The sequence below is a fragment of the Sphingobacterium faecium genome (assembly GCF_003054045.1).
In the GTDB taxonomy this organism is placed as follows: domain Bacteria; phylum Bacteroidota; class Bacteroidia; order Sphingobacteriales; family Sphingobacteriaceae; genus Sphingobacterium; species Sphingobacterium faecium.
In genome coordinates this window covers 26,494-42,243 of the sequence record NZ_QBKH01000007.1, presented here as the reverse complement: position 1 = coordinate 42,243, position 15,750 = coordinate 26,494, and the positions used below count along the sequence as shown (strand labels likewise).

15 protein-coding genes are annotated in these 15,750 nt (G+C 35.8%); 14 read left to right on the top strand and 1 reads right to left on the bottom strand.

Going from position 1 to position 15,750, the window contains the following annotated elements; genetic code table 11:
* Positions 1–3: 3 nt before the first annotated feature.
* The 8 genes from C8N37_RS19030 (at position 4) to C8N37_RS18995 (ending at position 8,893) form a co-directional block, all read left to right on the top strand.
* Entirely contained in the window at positions 4–1,101 is a 1,098-nt protein-coding gene (locus tag C8N37_RS19030; RefSeq protein WP_108160415.1) for a mandelate racemase/muconate lactonizing enzyme family protein, read from the top strand.
* A 131-nt stretch (positions 1,102–1,232) separates the two neighbouring features.
* Positions 1,233–2,213, top strand: coding sequence for a deoxyhypusine synthase family protein (locus tag C8N37_RS19025; protein ID WP_021188785.1), 981 nt, complete (start codon positions 1,233–1,235; stop codon positions 2,211–2,213).
* A gap of 9 nt (positions 2,214–2,222) precedes the next feature.
* Positions 2,223–2,780: a hypothetical protein gene (locus C8N37_RS19020; RefSeq protein WP_108160414.1), complete on the top strand. Its 558-nt coding sequence runs from the start codon at positions 2,223–2,225 to the stop codon at positions 2,778–2,780.
* Between the two features lie 65 nt (positions 2,781–2,845).
* Positions 2,846–3,424, top strand: a complete 579-nt coding sequence (gene rdgB / locus C8N37_RS19015; RefSeq protein ID WP_108160413.1) for an RdgB/HAM1 family non-canonical purine NTP pyrophosphatase — start codon at positions 2,846–2,848, stop codon at positions 3,422–3,424.
* Entirely contained in the window at positions 3,421–4,386 is a 966-nt protein-coding gene (locus C8N37_RS19010) for a glycosyl transferase family 90 (protein ID WP_108160412.1), read from the top strand. Before rdgB ends, C8N37_RS19010 begins: the two co-directional genes overlap by 4 nt.
* 195 nt (positions 4,387–4,581) lie before the next feature.
* Positions 4,582–5,406 carry a helix-turn-helix domain-containing protein gene (locus C8N37_RS19005; RefSeq protein ID WP_108160411.1) on the top strand — a complete coding sequence of 275 codons (825 nt, stop codon included), beginning with the start codon at positions 4,582–4,584 and terminating at the stop codon, positions 5,404–5,406.
* 80 nt (positions 5,407–5,486) lie between these two features.
* Positions 5,487–6,065, top strand: a complete 579-nt coding sequence (locus tag C8N37_RS19000; RefSeq protein WP_108160410.1) for a DUF417 family protein — start codon at positions 5,487–5,489, stop codon at positions 6,063–6,065.
* Positions 6,066–6,220: 155 nt separating this feature from the next.
* Positions 6,221–8,893 carry a multicopper oxidase domain-containing protein gene (locus C8N37_RS18995; RefSeq protein ID WP_211322312.1) on the top strand — a complete coding sequence of 891 codons (2,673 nt, stop codon included), beginning with the start codon at positions 6,221–6,223 and terminating at the stop codon, positions 8,891–8,893.
* A 115-nt stretch (positions 8,894–9,008) separates the two neighbouring features.
* On the opposite strand, the gene C8N37_RS18990 is transcribed toward C8N37_RS18995, so the two are convergent.
* Positions 9,009–11,330 (bottom strand): OstA-like protein, encoded by a 2,322-nt coding sequence (locus tag C8N37_RS18990; protein WP_244914481.1) that lies wholly within the window; start codon positions 11,328–11,330, stop codon positions 9,009–9,011.
* A gap of 127 nt (positions 11,331–11,457) precedes the next feature.
* Here C8N37_RS18990 and tilS point away from each other — a divergent pair, with 127 nt between their 5' ends.
* The 6 genes from tilS to C8N37_RS18960 all read left to right on the top strand — a co-directional run bounded on the left by tilS (position 11,458) and on the right by C8N37_RS18960 (position 15,749).
* Positions 11,458–12,783 carry a tRNA lysidine(34) synthetase TilS gene (gene tilS / locus C8N37_RS18985; RefSeq protein ID WP_108160409.1) on the top strand — a complete coding sequence of 442 codons (1,326 nt, stop codon included), beginning with the start codon at positions 11,458–11,460 and terminating at the stop codon, positions 12,781–12,783.
* 1 nt (position 12,784) lies between these two features.
* Positions 12,785–13,279, top strand: coding sequence for a hypothetical protein (locus C8N37_RS18980; protein WP_108160408.1), 495 nt, complete (start codon positions 12,785–12,787; stop codon positions 13,277–13,279).
* A 92-nt stretch (positions 13,280–13,371) separates the two neighbouring features.
* Positions 13,372–13,695 carry a DUF4834 family protein gene (locus tag C8N37_RS18975; protein ID WP_021188792.1) on the top strand — a complete coding sequence of 108 codons (324 nt, stop codon included), beginning with the start codon at positions 13,372–13,374 and terminating at the stop codon, positions 13,693–13,695.
* Between the two features lie 35 nt (positions 13,696–13,730).
* Positions 13,731–14,834, top strand: a complete 1,104-nt coding sequence (gene recF, locus C8N37_RS18970; protein ID WP_108160407.1) for a DNA replication/repair protein RecF — start codon at positions 13,731–13,733, stop codon at positions 14,832–14,834.
* Positions 14,827–15,153 carry a DUF721 domain-containing protein gene (locus C8N37_RS18965; RefSeq protein WP_108160406.1) on the top strand — a complete coding sequence of 109 codons (327 nt, stop codon included), beginning with the start codon at positions 14,827–14,829 and terminating at the stop codon, positions 15,151–15,153. The genes recF and C8N37_RS18965 overlap by 8 nt, the downstream gene beginning before the upstream one ends.
* A gap of 23 nt (positions 15,154–15,176) precedes the next feature.
* The gene (locus C8N37_RS18960; protein ID WP_108160405.1) at positions 15,177–15,749 is read left to right on the top strand and encodes a Crp/Fnr family transcriptional regulator; all 573 of its coding nucleotides are present in this window, start codon (positions 15,177–15,179) and stop codon (positions 15,747–15,749) included.
* Position 15,750 lies beyond the last annotated feature (1 nt).

Genomic DNA, 15,750 nt, shown 5'->3' with positions numbered 1-15,750 from the left:
GCCATGAAAATCACTGAAATAGAAATTTATAGATTAAGCATTCCTATGGAGCCTTTTGTTATTGCAACGGGTACTATGGATTTTGCGCAGAATACTTTTATTCGAATTCATACGGATACCGGAATCTTTGGGGTTGGTGAATGTTCAGCTTTTCCAATGATTGTTGGTGAAACACAAGATACTTGTTTAGTCATAGCACGCGATTTTGCTCAAATTTGGAAGGGAAAAGATCCTCTGGAACTTGAAGTGCGTCTTGCCGAGTTAGATTTGTATGTCGCTGGTAATACGACGATCAAATCGGCTTTTGACATGGCATTATATGATATTGCTTCTAAAAATGCTGGCGTCCCACTTTATGAATTTCTAAAAGGTATCCCACGTGAAATCATAACCGATATTACGTTAGGTATTGCGAGTCCAGAAGAGATGGCAGTCAAGGCAAAAGAACTGTACGATGAGGGGGCTGTCATGTTAAAAGTAAAATTAGGAAAAGACCCTAAGACTGATATAGCACGTATCCGAGAGATACGTAAAGCTGTTGGTTTTGATATACCTATCCGAGTTGATGCAAATCAAGGTTGGTCTTATGAAGGTGCTGTGGTGGCTTTACAAGGGCTTGAACCTTTTAAAATTCAGTTTTGTGAACAGCCTATGCGTACTTATTTGGATCATTTGCTTCCAGCACTTCGTACGGAAACTACCGTTTTAATTATGGCTGATGAATCGGTGTATTCACATCATGATGCTGAGCGACTTTGCCGTGGTGATGCTTGTGATTATATCAATATCAAATTTTCAAAATCTGGTGGTATTCATGAAGCATTAAAAATTGCTGCGGTGGCTGCTGAGTTTAATATTCCCTGTATGATAGGGGGGATGCTTGAAAGTCGATTGGCTTTAGCCGCGAAAGTTCATTTTGCTTATGCAGCGCCGAATGTCAAGTTTTATGATTTGGACACTTGTATGGTAGGACATTTGGAAGATCCTGTTAGTGGCGGGATTCAATACAAGGGTTACCATATCCATATTTCTGATTGTCCAGGAATTGGTGCGGATATTAAACAAGAATTTTTGGATCGTTGTGAACGCTGGGTGATTTAATGATCTCAAATTTTTAACATTTGTTAAAAAATGATTGAACAGCATGCTGTTTGCCAGTCCTCTCGGCTTATAATAAATAATATTCAGTACCTTTGTAGCACTTATTATTGTATTAAAAGTAGCAAAATATTATGAGTACACAAAAAGGTCCTATTTCTCAGTTTATTGAGGAAAATTACCTTCACTTCAATGCTGCGGCATTGGTGGATGCAGCTAAAGGTTATGAGGCTCATCTATTGGAAGGTGGTAAAATGTTAATTTCTTTAGGTGGTGCAATGAGTACTGCTGAATTGGGAATTTCTTTAGCTGAAATGATCCGTCAAGATAAGGTACACATCATTTCTTGTACAGGTGCTAACCTAGAAGAGGATGTGATGAATTTAGTTGCACATTCACATTATAAACGTGTTCCTAACTATCGTGACTTGACTCCAGAGCAAGAAAGAGAATTATTAGATCAACATTATAATCGTGTTACAGATACTTGTATTCCTGAGGAGGAGGCTTTCCGTCGTTTACAAAAACATCTGGAAGATGTATGGCATGCCGCTGAGGCGAAAGGCGAGCGTTATTTACCACATGAATTTTTATATCAAGTTGTAAACTCTGGTGTATTGGAGCAATACTATGAGATCGATCCTAAAAATTCTTGGATCGTTGCTGCAGCGGAGAAAAACTTGCCTATCGTTTGTCCAGGATGGGAAGATTCGACTACGGGTAACATCTTTACTTCTAATGTAATCAAAGGTAAATTAAATGTTCATACGGTGAAATCTGGTATTGAATATATGATTTATTTAACAGAATGGTATCGTGCTAACTCTTCTGGTAAGGGTGTTGGTTTCTTCCAAATAGGTGGTGGTATCTCAGGTGATTTCCCTATTTGTGTCGTTCCGATGATGTATCAAGATTTAGAGTGGGAAGATGTTCCTTTCTGGTCTTACTTCTGTCAGATCTCTGATTCAACAACTTCTTATGGTTCTTACTCAGGTGCTGTTCCAAATGAAAAGATCACTTGGGGTAAATTAGATATTGATACTCCAAAATTTGTAGTTGAATCTGATGCAACTATTGTTGCTCCTCTGATTTTCTCTTACATTTTGGGTAAATAATAAAGGATTATGTCGAATTTATTGACTTCAGATCCCATAGCTTTACAGGCATTTATGTCCGAGACTATTTTCGCGACAGCGGATGCTATTGGTAATCTTTCGGTTGAAACGGAGTCTGTATCTTCATCTTTAATTCTTCCACAGGTTCCTGCTCATCAGGAATCTGTGGAGGAATTTATCTATCAAGGTTCCAAAACGAAAGGGATCTTGTTTATTTTAAGATATCCAAGTTTTCCTTATTTTTCACCAGAGGCTGAGGATGCTTTCGTTAAAACAATTGGAGCTTTAAAATTAACACCAGCTGATGTTGCTGTCGTGAATTTGGCTAATGCTCATAATCCTAATGAATTTAAACGGATCATGACTTTCTTTTCGCCTAAAAAGATTATTCTCTTAGGTGTTGAACCTAAATCTTTGAAATTGCCGGAAATAGCGCATAATTCGTATATGCATGGTCGTATTGCTACTGTATTTAACACCTATAGTTTCGAAGAGATGTTTTCAGATACAGTTAAGAAAAAGGCTTTTTGGATGGAGTTTAAATCTTTAATTCAACATCAAGGATAGTCTTTATCTTCGATTATTAGCTATTTTCCCTTTATATTTTTACATTTGAATAAAATCTTATTCGGATGATTGAACTTATTTTTGCTACTAATAATGCTCACAAATTAGAAGAGGTGCAAGCTATGGTGGGGGAACAATTTTTACTTAAATCTTTAGCTGATATAGATTGCCATGATGATATTCCTGAGACTGGAGTTACTTTTCATGAAAATGCCAAACAAAAAACTGATTATCTAGTTCATAAATATGATGTCAATTGTTTTGGAGATGATTCTGGTCTTGAAATAGATGCTTTAAATGGTGAACCTGGAGTGTATTCTGCACGTTATTCAGGTACACGAGATATGGAGCAAAATATCAATTTGGTCTTGGAAAACTTAAAAGACTCCGTCAATCGTAATGCTCGTTTTAAGACGGTAATTTCCCTATACTTAAATGGTCATCAACACTTTTTTGAGGGCAGTGTCGAAGGCCATATTATTGATAAACGAAAAGGTATTGATGGATTTGGTTATGATCCTATTTTTGTACCTCATGGTTATGCTCATACATTTGCAGAAATGACAGCAGAGGATAAAAATAAAATTAGTCATCGTGCTATTGCTATTGAGAAAATGGTTGAGTTTCTGAGCAAAAAGTCATGAATATTAAACGAGTACTTTTTAAAAATAAGAATTTTAAATTCGGGTATTATTTAAGAGCATTTTTTCGTGAATTATCATTTTTACCTTGGTACCGATATAAAAGGAAAATGCTGAATGATGATTTGGTATTATCTGACCAAGATCTTTGTGCTCGTTTAAATTATTATAATCAATTGGATCATGATCAAAAATTAGGATCTGCTGCATGTAGATTGAAAGATTTGAAGAGACCAGATCGTGGTTCTGTTTATTACTTTGATTTAAAGCAATATCTACGATATTTTAAAAATGATCTGATGATCGAAATGATACCGGGAGACGTTGTTGATGTTCCTGAATCTCCTGCAATTGTTAAGAGTAGACCTATTATAGCAGATAATAACAATTCTGTTCTTTTGAATTTGGATAAAGTGAGACATTTTAATTTTATCAACGATGAAATTCCATTTCGGGACAAAAGTAATATGCTACTCGGGCGCGCTACGGTTTATCAGGAACATAGAAAAGCTTTTTTCCAACTTTTTTTTAATCATCCAATGTGTGATCTTGGAGATGTTGCCAAAAAAAACAAGCATACACCCTGGTTTAAGCCAATGATGTCGATATCTGAGCATTTACATTATAAATTTATATTGGCATTGGAAGGTAATGATGTTGCTACAAATTTAAAATGGATCATGTCTTCTAATTCAATTGCAGTGATGCCGACTCCAAAATATGAAACTTGGTTTATGGAAGGCTTATTACTACCTGATGTGCATTATATACATATTAGAGATGATTATTCGGATTTAGAGGAAAAATTAAGTTTTTATATTTCACATCCTGAAAAAGCGGAGGAAATTGTTGTGTCTGCACATCAATTTGTTGATCAGTTTACAAACAAAAATATGGAAGATTTAATTTCCATTATGGTTCTTGATAAGTTTTTTAAGCAAACAGGTCAAAGATCACTACTTTAGTTGCTTAGCTAGTTTTCTTTAGTTTACAGGACTGGATATTGATGCTGCTCAAATCGATTGAATATTAGGGCATTAGTTTTAGCGAAATTGAACGGATTAGAAATTCGTAATGCTCTTATTACATGAGGTATTTCGTTTTCAAAAAAAAATAAAATCCTCTGAGAATATTTAATAGGTGATCAAAACCATTACTCCATGTTAATCGATATTCAATATCTTAATTCCACTGCTTGTGAAGGTGATGTTCAATCTCCTTTTTACCAAATTATTATGCTTAAAGACCATGGTAATTTTTCTGTTGATTTTACAAATTATGTTTGTCCGAATTATTCTTTAATTTTTTTGTCGCCTTATCAACATTTTCAATTTCAATTTCAAGATCTAGATTCGAGATCGATCAAGAAGCTAGAATTTCATGGTGATTTTTATTGTATAGAATATCATAAGAAAGAGGTTGGCTGTAACGGTCTATTATTTAATAATATTTATTTATCCCCTTTTGTGACAGTTACGTCTGCTTTATTTGAGGAAATAGAATCAATTTTTGATAAAATCGTCCTCGAGAGAGCCGAAGATAGTGCTTTTTCTGAATCTGTACTCAAGTCTTATTTACAGTTGGTTTTGGCTTTGTGCAGTAAAGTGAAGTCTCCACAATTGATCAATAGTCGCGTTTATCACGATGAATTAACGGTTGGGTTAAAATTTCAAAAATTGCTGGAAGCATTTTTTTTAATAGAGCGATCCGTGCAATTTTATGCATATGAACTTGCTTTGGGATTGGATTCGTTTAGTAAAAAAGTTAAGAAAGAATTGGGTAAATCTCCTTCTCAATTTATTCAAGACCGTGTTGTATTGGAAGCAAAAAAACTGTTGCACTTAACTTATTTATCAATTAAAGAGATTGCCGCAAAACTTGGGTTTGAAGATGAGTTTTATTTTAGTCGATATTTCAAGAAGAATGTCGGAATTTCTCCCTCTTCATTTCGAGAGCGTGTGGGGATCTCCATCGTGGCTAAATAATCTATTAAATTTACGGATTTGTCCATGCTATTGCTGCTTTATTAAATGGAAATTTGTACATATAACAAATATAGACAACTATGTACGGACTTATTTCTTTTTTAGCAGGGCTACAAAATCAATTTATTAATTTTTTGCGTTTCGCAGTCTTTCTTGTAATGGTGTGGATAGGAGGTTTAAAGGCATTTCAGTACGAAGCTGATGGTATTGTTCCTTTTGTAGCCAATAGCCCCGTTATGTCTTTTTTTTACAGTAAGAAAGCGCCTGAATATCAGCAGTATAAAAATCCAGAAGGCAAAACAATTCAAAAAAATGTTGATTGGCATCAAGTAAACGGCACTTATTTATTTTCTTATGGTTTAGGAACTGTTATTGTAGGTATTGGAATTGGTGTTTTATTAGGCATATGGTTCCCGAAAATAGGATTGCTTAGTGGTGTTTTGACATTTGGGATGTCCTTTGTGACTTTATCATTCTTGATGACAACCCCAGAAACATTTGTATCGAATCTAGGTGGTGATTTTCCTACACCTTATTTTGGGTTTCCTTATTTATCAGCATCTGGACGATTGGTTATTAAGGATATTATTATGCTAGGATCTGGACTTGTCATTGCGGCAGATAGTGCTAAAAGAATAACGCTATCTATAAATCGCTGACATCCTGATTTAAATTGTGTAAATTTAACCTAAAATGTTATAATCCTAAGGCGTAAATAAAGCGTTATTTTTGTCATGCAGATTTAATCAATTGCTTCTCTTTTTGAAGTCTAGCAATTTGTCAGAAATGTTGAATTATCATTAAAAAATGCGCTATGACCTTAAAGTATATAATTCTCATCGTTGGTTTATTTGTTTTCTTTTCTCTGACTTATGCCCAACATGATCATAAACAAATTCAGGATTCAACTGCCACTTACGTATGTCCAATGCACCCTGAAGTGACCTCTTCTAAACCAGGAAAATGTCCAAAATGTGGAATGGAACTAGTCAAAAAGAATCTCAATCAGCAAGACTCGAATCATCATCATGCTGTTGCTGTTAATCCTTATCTGGGAACTAATGATCGTTACACCCCTTTTCAAAATTTTGCTGTTCCAGTAGCAAATTCTACTACAGATCCATCTAAAATTCCTGCATTTACTATATCAAATCTTGAAAAAGATATTGAAACGAAAGCCATCACAGGTGCCCGTGCAGGTTTGCACCTGCCTAAAGGATCTGCTGATGTTAAAACTATTCGTTATGATTTATTCGTTACCGATTCAATTGTCAATTTTACGGGTAAAAAGCGTCAAGCAATTGCTGTCAATGGCAGTCTTCCTGCTCCTACTTTAGTTTTTACAGTGGGGGATACGGCACTTATTTATGTACATAACCAAAGTGATGAACCGACCAGTGTGCATTGGCATGGTATATTTTTACCTAATCGAATGGATGGTGTAGCACATTTGACACAACACCCCATACCACCTCACAAGACGTATGTATACAAATTTCCGGTACTGCAAGATGGGACTTTTTGGTATCATAGTCATTTTTCTCTTCAAGAGCAAATTGGGCTGTATGGTGCGTTGATTTTTAACAAAAGAACGGAACCTGATATTCCCACAATACCGGTTGTGTTAAGTGATTGGAGTGATATGAATCCACATGAAATCAATCGACGGTTACATGCGGGTAATGATTGGTTTGCTATTAAAAAGAAAACAACACAAAGTTATAGTGAGGCGATTAAAGCGGGAAGATTGGGCGTTAAATTGACGAATGAGTGGAAGCGAATGACGGCGATGGATGTGAGTGATGTATACTATGAAAAATTTTTACTGAATGGTGCTCCTGAACATCATTTATCCCAATTTAAAGCTGGTGATCAGGTTAGGTTGAGAATCGTTAACGGTAGTGCATCCACTTATTTTTGGCTTAGTTTTGCTGGAGGTAAACTAAAAGTAATTGCCAATGATGCTAATGATGTAACACCTGTGGAGGTCGATCGTATGCTAATTGCTCCTTCAGAAACGTATGATGTGGTGGTTACTATACCTGAGAATATGAAGTATGAATTTTTAGCTACAGCCGAGGATCGTACGAATCATGCTTCATTATGGCTTGGCTCAGGTATGGATATGCCGGCTGATAAATTGCCTAAATTGGAATATTTCGAAGGAATGAAGATGATGAATGGTATGATGAAGATGAACGGTGATATGAAACCAATGGGCCATGAAATGAGTTTACAGCAGGTCGATATGAATGCGGTCATGTATCCAGAGTTGAAGAAGTCGATATCAAAGGATCATCATGCTCATAGCGAAAAAGTGTATGTATGTCCCATGCATCCAGATGTTATTTCTGATAACCCAGGTACTTGCCCCAAATGTGGGATGGAGCTGGAGTTGAAGAAGGGCGTTGAAGGGAAGCAATCAGAGCATGACCATACTGCGTCTGCAAAGGGTGATTTGATCACCTTAAACTATAATATGTTGGAATCGGTAGAGAAAACAACGCTTCCTGATAGACCTTGGAAAGACCTAAGTTTTGAGTTGACTGGTAATATGAACCGTTACGTATGGACGTTGAATAATAAAACGGTATCAGAATCGGATAAAATTTTGATCAAACGTGGTGAAAATGTTCGAATAAAATTGTACAATAATTCTATGATGCGGCACCCTATGCATCTTCATGGACACGACTTTAGATTGATCAATCAATATGGTGAGCGTTCACCTCTTAAAAATGTGGTGGATATCATGCCGATGGAGACATTGACATTAGAGTTTGCGGCAACGGAAGATGGTGATTGGTTTTTTCATTGTCACATTCTTTACCATATGATGAGTGGCATGGGAAGGATCTTTACTTATGAAGATTCTGAACCGAATCCCGAAATTCATGATCCAGTGGCAGCATATAAGATGGTGCAAATGGATGATCGGATGTTTACTTTATCAGGTGAGGGTAGCCTACAAAGTAATGGTACTGAGGGATTGGTTACTTATTCAAATACACGTTGGCAGATTTCTCAAATGTGGAATGTCGGTTATAAAGCTTCCCAGGGATACGAGAGCGAAACAACTGTGGGACGGTTCATTGATAAAATGCAATATGTGATGCCTTATGTTGGTTTTGATTATCATTATAAAAAAGTAACTGGTCATGAAAAAAACTTGTTTGGCGATACTGAACGTAATATGTTTGGCCAGAAGGCGAACAAAAGTAATCGTAAAGTTCCAGTATTTGGTATTGCTTATACCTTACCTTGGTTGGTGATCGCTGATATGCGCGTGGACACCAATGGTAAACTACGTTTTCAGTTGGGAAGAGAAGATATTCCGCTCACTCCACGTCTACGAATGAATTGGATGGTTAATACAGATAAAGAGTATACTATTGGTTCTCGTTATATATGGACAAAATATATTTCATTGGGAGCTCACTATGATAGTGATATGGGTTTAGGAGCTGGCGTGGTGTTTACTTATTGATGAGGACAATTCCTATTTACATAAAAAAGGTCTGATTATAGTAATCAGACCTTTTTTATGTAATAACTTCATTCAGGAGATGAGATTTGTAAAATCTGCTTAAATCGGATTTCTGTTATTTTTTAATAGATGTTTGAGTTGGAGAGACGGGTCTCGGTTCAACTTGGTTGATTTTTTCCTTTAATTCGATTTGTTTTTTCATCGTTTCTGGAACGTTATCTTCCATCTCTTTTTCTATATTTTTAATCGTTTTCTCTTTAGGTTTTCCCTCTTTACTTTCTGCGTCGGGAACTTTAATCTCTTCCTTCGCAACAGATCGTTTTCTATTTAGTAAATCTTCTTTTGACTTGGGTCTATCTTCTGGCCTCCAAATAAATCCAGGTAGAAATTCTTTGTCTTGCGTTAACTGAGCAATTGGATAAACTTTGCCATCGACCTTTCGAATGGAAACATATTCTTTCAATTTATTATTTTCCATGTAAATCTTAATACGGCTACTTCTGTCGTGGAATAATTCTGTGGCGACATTGGTTTCTTCATTGACGACATAAATGATGTTTTCGGCATTACCATCAACGAACATGCGTTCTAAACTGTTTTTATCAAAGAATCCTGTTATTTTACGGCCTTTTAGCTGATTGTATTTAGCAGAATCTAAAGTAGCATTTACCATAAAAGCATTGCCTACAATTAATGTATTATCCAGTTTCTGATTCACAAATTGTAAAAATATCGTATCACCAGATATTTGAGATTTTTCTGCCCAAATCATCGGTTTTCCCATTAGTCTGAACATAGAATCTGCCATGCCATAGTAAACAGAATCTGCTACAGCTTGAAAATCGGATTTAAACATGCGCACATTATGGTAAGCTTTGACAATACGGGTTTTTGCCGTGTCTGGAGGTGCCGCAGGTTTTTCATGATTGTTTTTCGCAGCTGTTAGAGCTTTATTAAAGATCTGATCGCTATAATCTGCTTTTGGGACGACTGCATTTTTTCGCAAAATACTGTCAGCCTTGCTATTTTTCTCTAATTCAAAACGATTTAAATCTTTTACAACGGGTTTTGTTGTTGTTTTGGCGGTATTCGGACTTCCCTTTTTAGGCTCCTGTTTGGTTTTTTCTTTTAAGACAGCTTGCTTGTCTTTAATTTTCTTTTGAGGTGCATCGATATTGATTTCCTTTTTTCCTAAGGTATCACCTTTCTGCTGTAAAGAATCTAAACCTGCTGTAAAATCGGTATCCGTACTATCATTATCGTCTCCATAATCTTCATCTACCTCTACATCGAGCTCACCACCGTCACGGCTTAGTTTGAAGTTTTTGGGTATATAGGTGCTTCGGAGAATCATTTTTGAGAACAGGGTATCTGCAGTCATAAAGATAGAATCCATCTGTACAGAGTCCTTAGGTACAACTACAGGATCTAATTTGACTAATATATTCTCTCCCTTGTTATCATCTATTGAGACAACTTCTTCTTTAACTTTTTTATCTTCTTTTTCTTTTTTCTTTACCTCTTTTCTGTTGGAAGGATTGGCTTTTGTATTTCCCGTATTTGTTGAATCACTTTGCGTACTATCTTTTTTGACGACGGAGATGATCAAAGGTTTGTCGGTCATCGTGATGGATTCATCAGACTGTCGATATAGTCCTTTGTCTCCATAGGCATAAAACTTATCGGTCGTGTCGACAAATACAACATTACGGATCGCTTCTCCTTCGCCAGTTCGTCGGTCATAATGCAACGTATCTCCTTTTAGCATTTTACTGCCTTCGGTATATAGATTTTTCTTTGTGAAGTTTGCTACGCCGGTATTGGTATTATAATCTCCTTTTTCTGTATAAAGATTTTCGCCTTTATTCCCTTTGATATTCGTAGGGGTATAGAAGTAAGTCATACTGCTAGGCGAATTATACTTCATGGAATCCGTGTATATTTTGACATTTGGTGTGCGCACTACCACTTTTTTATTAAAAAATGCATCTTGTGTATTTTCGAAATAAGTCGCATTGGTACTCGTAATGGTGTCGGTACCGCTTGTGATACGACCGCCGCCATAATAATTTCCGACACTACTTCTCATGTTGTACTGCAAATGATTGGTCGTAAGTATCGAAGACCGACTGACCATACGAACGTTTTGCGTTAACGTTGCATTTTGTGAAGCCGCATCATAATGAAGTTTATCCGCAAATATTTGCGTCCCGGTAGGCTGTGTAATGATCACATTGCTGTAAGCTTCAAAAAATTGTCTACCTATTTCGTCTTTATGTAAATAACCGCTATCTGCAGAGAGTGTAGATCCTTTGTGTTCAAATACTGGGCGATAAAACATGGCATTATTAGACATACCAGTTATCATATTTGAAGATGACAATAAACGGAGTTCATCTTGCTGTTGTGCAGATGCTAGCATGAGGCCCAGGGCCATAAATATAAAGGACAAAAGGTATTGTTTCACAGAGACAAAAATATGTATTTTAATTGAACTTGTTGATTAATGGTAATTTTTCATTTAAACAAATATATGCTCAAAAAATATACATTATCTTTGATATATGAATTTGCTGGAAAGATTAACATTTTTTATCAAAGATAACAGCCTTTTTGAGGCTGATGATAAGATCTTGTTGACAGTGAGCGGTGGACGCGATTCGATGCTTTTGACTTTTTTATTGGCAAAGGCCGGTTATCAGATAGCTATTGCTCATTGTAATTTTAAATTACGTGGTGCAGAATCTGATCTGGATGAGTGCTTGGTTCGGGATTTCGCTGAAGCGCATGGTATCCCTTTTTATGTGAGGCATTTCGATACAGAGCAGATAGCTTCCGAAAGAGGAATTTCTATACAGATGGCTGCACGCGAACTGCGGTATTCCTGGTTTGAAGAATTAAGAGAAGCGTTAAGTTTTGACAAAATAGCTGTTGCACAGCATTTGAATGATCATATTGAAACGGTACTGTTAAATCTATCGCGTGGAACAGGCCTTCAAGGCCTACAGGGCATTCAGGCAAAACGCGACCGCCTGATTCGTCCATTACTGTTTCTTAAAGCAGAGGAGGTATTGCATTATGTCCAGGAATATCAGATTCCATACCGTGATGATCAATCCAATTTTTCAACAAAGTATGCGCGTAATAAGGTACGTATCGACATCATTCCGCAATTTAAAAAGATGCAACCTGATTTTGAACGTATTTTTGAACAGAACATTGCTCACTTTAAGGAAAGCTATGCTTTATTGCAACAATTCGTAACACCGCTACGTAATGACCTTTTTATAAAGGAACACGAAGCTTGGATTATTGAAAAGGAAAAGCTTCGAAAATATGTAGCGGATCTTCCCTTGTTGTATGAATTATTTTCACCATTTTGTTTTAGTAAAAGTGTGCTGGCCGATCTGCAATCTTGCTTTGATAAAGAATCAGGTCGATTGTTTCAATCTGAAGGTTACGATTTGTTACTTGATCGCGAATTTCTGATTATTCGTGAAAAGGAATATAAGCAGGAAGATGAAACTGTTATTACTTCAGAAACTAAATCTGTATCTTGGAGAAATTATTGTTTTAGATGTGACTATAGTCATGACGTTTCTATCGTTCGGGATAAGCAGATTGCAAAAATAGATGCTCATCTTCTGATTTTTCCTTTGACCTTAAGGGCTTGGAAAACGGGTGATTATTTCTATCCTTTGGGAATGACGGGCCGTAAGAAATTGAGTGATCTTTTTAATAATTATAAGGTGAATGTTTTTGATAAGGGAAATGTTCCAATTTTAATAAACGGTAATGGGGATATCATCTGGGTTGCAAACTATCAACTTGATAATCGCTATAAAATAAGTGGAAATACAAATAAAGTGTTTATTTTAAGCTGTAAATAACATGATAAAAGAAGGACTTCTATATACTGAAAATCAATATTTGGGGCGGGACCGTGTTTGGATAAGCGTACGGCTGGTACTGGCCTTGTTTTGTTTTACAGCAGTTTATCTTAATATAGATCAATTACTTTCCAGTCAATTGTTTTTTTTAGTCGGAATAGCGATCATTATTACCTCTGTAGTGATGATGTATCTATTGCTGTACCGTATTGAAGTTTTTGAAGGGAAGGTGATGTTGAGTGGTTTATGGACTACTCGTTTAGTCAAAATTGAATTGAGTTCAATTGTAAAGGTCGAAAAAAAACCATTTAGTAGGTTTTTCTTCAATAATCCTGTCTATAATCTACATATCAATGGTAAGATTAAATTTTATGCAGGAGGGAAAGATGCTGTGTGGTTAACGGATAAAGATGGTTTGGTATATGTAATTGGTACGCAACGTCAAGAGGAATTATTCCGTGCTATTGAGACAGCAAAGTCTAAAGCGAATCCTTAAAAATTGTTAAATCAAAATATACTGACATTTGTAAGACAACTGATTTCAAAGAGTTTCTTTATTTTTGATAAAATGACAACGAATATAAAGTTATGGCAGGATTATTAAAATTTTTATTGATTGCATTCGCTGTATGGTATTTAGTTAAATTCTTAATTCGATTAATATTACCATTTGCAATGCGTAAGGCTGCAGAAAAGCTTATGAAAAAAGCGCAGCAACAAGGTGGCTCTACCTATACCAATGGTGGTGGCTCGTTCCATTATGAAACATTTGGTCAAAATAATAACAGTTCGCAATCAGCTCCAAAAACAGATGGTCGTATATCGGTAGATTATGTTCCACCTAAACAAGAGTCAAAAAGAAAAGTGGCTGATAACGCTGGTGAATTTGTGGATTTTGAAGAAATAAAATAGATGAGTTGCTACGCTAAATAGCGTATCTTTGTGCTATGTGGTTGCGTCAGCTTTCAGTTTTAAATTTTAAAAATTATTCAGAGTCTTCTTTAGAATTCTTACCGGAGGTAAATGCTTTTGCGGGGGATAATGGTGTTGGTAAAACCAATCTTTTGGATGCTATACATTATCTTTCCCTATGTAAAAGCTATTTTAATCCCATAGACTCGCAACATATTAAACAGGGCCAAGACTGGTTTATGTTGCAGGGTTCATTCGAAAAAAACGAATTTCAAGATGTTATTTCCTGTAGCATCAAACGTAATCAAAAGAAACAGTTCAAGAAAAATAAAAAAGATTATCCTAGATTGGCTGATCATATCGGTCAATTTCCTTTAGTGATGATTTCTCCTAATGACAGTATGATTATTACGGATGGTAGTGAAGAGCGCCGTAAATTTATCGATAATGTCATCTCTCAGACCGACAATAAATACCTCGATAAGCTTATTATTTATAATAAAATCATTGCGCAACGTAATATGCTATTAAAACAGGCGAAGCAAAGTGGTGTATTGGATCTGGGACTTGTTGAGGTTCTAAATATGCAACTTGAGGAGGTCGGTACTGCAATATATGAGAAACGTGTGGCTTTTATGGCTGAATTTCAACCGGAATTTGATCGTCATTATTTATATCTCACTGAGAATGCAGAGACTGTTCAGCTTGTATATGAGTCTCCTTTAATGCAGGAATCATTTTTGAATATTCTAGAGAAAAACCTTGATCGTGACCGGGTACTGGAAAGAACTTCGGTTGGTATTCATAAAGATGATTTGATTTTTACTATACACGGAGGTATGCCTTTAAAAAAATTTGGATCCCAGGGACAACAGAAATCGTTTTTAATTGCACTAAAATTGGCTCAGTATTCTTTTTTTCAACAAAAGAAAGGTTTTAAACCTCTTTTACTTTTGGATGATATATTTGATAAATTGGATGATAAGCGTACGCATAAGTTGATGCAGATGGTTTCGGATGATGAATTTGGTCAAATTTTTCTTACTGATACGGATGCAAAAAGAATTAAGCGAATTTTTGATGCTATTGCCAGTCCAGTACGTATCTTTGACATAGCAGGAGGTGAAGTTTATGTATGATAAGAAGTATAAGGGTGCATTAGAATATATTCGTTCTAGTGATGATATCACTATCAAAGAAGCGGTTGAACGTCTTCTTGATGCATACAAATTAAAACGTAAATTTGAGGAAACTTCTATTTTGGCTGTGTGGCCCACATTGATCGGTAAAGCTATCGCTAATCGTACAAAACAAATTTATATAAAAGATAAAAAGCTATTTGTAAAAGTCGAATCTGCTGTTATAAAAAATGAACTCGTCTTAATGCGTAAGCAGATACTTGGACGTGTCAATGAACATGTGGGACGCGTTATTGTAGAAGAGCTGGTGGTTCTATAATTTAAAATGATTATCTTCAATAGATAAATACATTTTTTCAATCCCGAATTATTCAACTATTTTATATCCCGGATGCAAGCCTTACGCCTATATTATCTTCTTTCTTCGAAGAAGATCTCACAAAAGGAACTTATTTTTTAGAACAGTATAAACGTTGTGACCGATTGAGTTTTATCCAATCTGGGGTTGTAAGGGTGTTTAAAGAAACTTCTTCGGGAGAGGTCACGCAATGGATAGGACAGGAGGGGTACTTTGTTACCGATTTATCGTCATTTCTTTTTGATCAACCCGCGCGTTGGAGTATCCAGATGTTGACCGATACTAAATTGCTTTCTATTTCTAAAAAGGATTATCTTCAATTTGAAGCACATATCCCAGACTGGAATCGTTTAGAGAAGAGATTTGTTGCCAAGTGTTTCTTACAGTTAGAAGATCCTATTTATAATTTTATAGCCCACACAGCTGAGGAACGTTACCATTTATATTTTGAACAGAATAAAACATTGTTTAATCGTGTTCCTCTTCAATATATTGCTTCTGTGTTGGGAATGTCCCCCGAAACGTTGAGTCGTATAAGAGCAAAGATAAATTCTTGAT

Excerpts from the sequence above, each read along its gene's own strand:
- C8N37_RS19030 (WP_108160415.1), top strand. The coding sequence starts at position 4 with ATGAAAATCACTGAAATAGAAATTTATAGATTAAGCATTCCTATGGAG.
- C8N37_RS19025 (WP_021188785.1), top strand. The coding sequence starts at position 1,233 with ATGAGTACACAAAAAGGTCCTATTTCTCAGTTTATTGAGGAAAATTAC.
- C8N37_RS19020 (WP_108160414.1), top strand. The coding sequence starts at position 2,223 with ATGTCGAATTTATTGACTTCAGATCCCATAGCTTTACAGGCATTTATG.
- rdgB (WP_108160413.1), top strand. The coding sequence starts at position 2,846 with ATGATTGAACTTATTTTTGCTACTAATAATGCTCACAAATTAGAAGAG.
- C8N37_RS19010 (WP_108160412.1), top strand. The coding sequence starts at position 3,421 with ATGAATATTAAACGAGTACTTTTTAAAAATAAGAATTTTAAATTCGGG.
- C8N37_RS19005 (WP_108160411.1), top strand. The coding sequence starts at position 4,582 with ATGTTAATCGATATTCAATATCTTAATTCCACTGCTTGTGAAGGTGAT.
- C8N37_RS19000 (WP_108160410.1), top strand. The coding sequence starts at position 5,487 with ATGTACGGACTTATTTCTTTTTTAGCAGGGCTACAAAATCAATTTATT.
- C8N37_RS18995 (WP_211322312.1), top strand. The coding sequence starts at position 6,221 with ATGACCTTAAAGTATATAATTCTCATCGTTGGTTTATTTGTTTTCTTT.
- C8N37_RS18990 (WP_244914481.1), bottom strand. The coding sequence starts at position 11,330 with ATGGCCCTGGGCCTCATGCTAGCATCTGCACAACAGCAAGATGAACTC.
- tilS (WP_108160409.1), top strand. The coding sequence starts at position 11,458 with ATGAATTTGCTGGAAAGATTAACATTTTTTATCAAAGATAACAGCCTT.
- C8N37_RS18980 (WP_108160408.1), top strand. The coding sequence starts at position 12,785 with ATGATAAAAGAAGGACTTCTATATACTGAAAATCAATATTTGGGGCGG.
- C8N37_RS18975 (WP_021188792.1), top strand. The coding sequence starts at position 13,372 with ATGGCAGGATTATTAAAATTTTTATTGATTGCATTCGCTGTATGGTAT.
- recF (WP_108160407.1), top strand. The coding sequence starts at position 13,731 with ATGTGGTTGCGTCAGCTTTCAGTTTTAAATTTTAAAAATTATTCAGAG.
- C8N37_RS18965 (WP_108160406.1), top strand. The coding sequence starts at position 14,827 with ATGTATGATAAGAAGTATAAGGGTGCATTAGAATATATTCGTTCTAGT.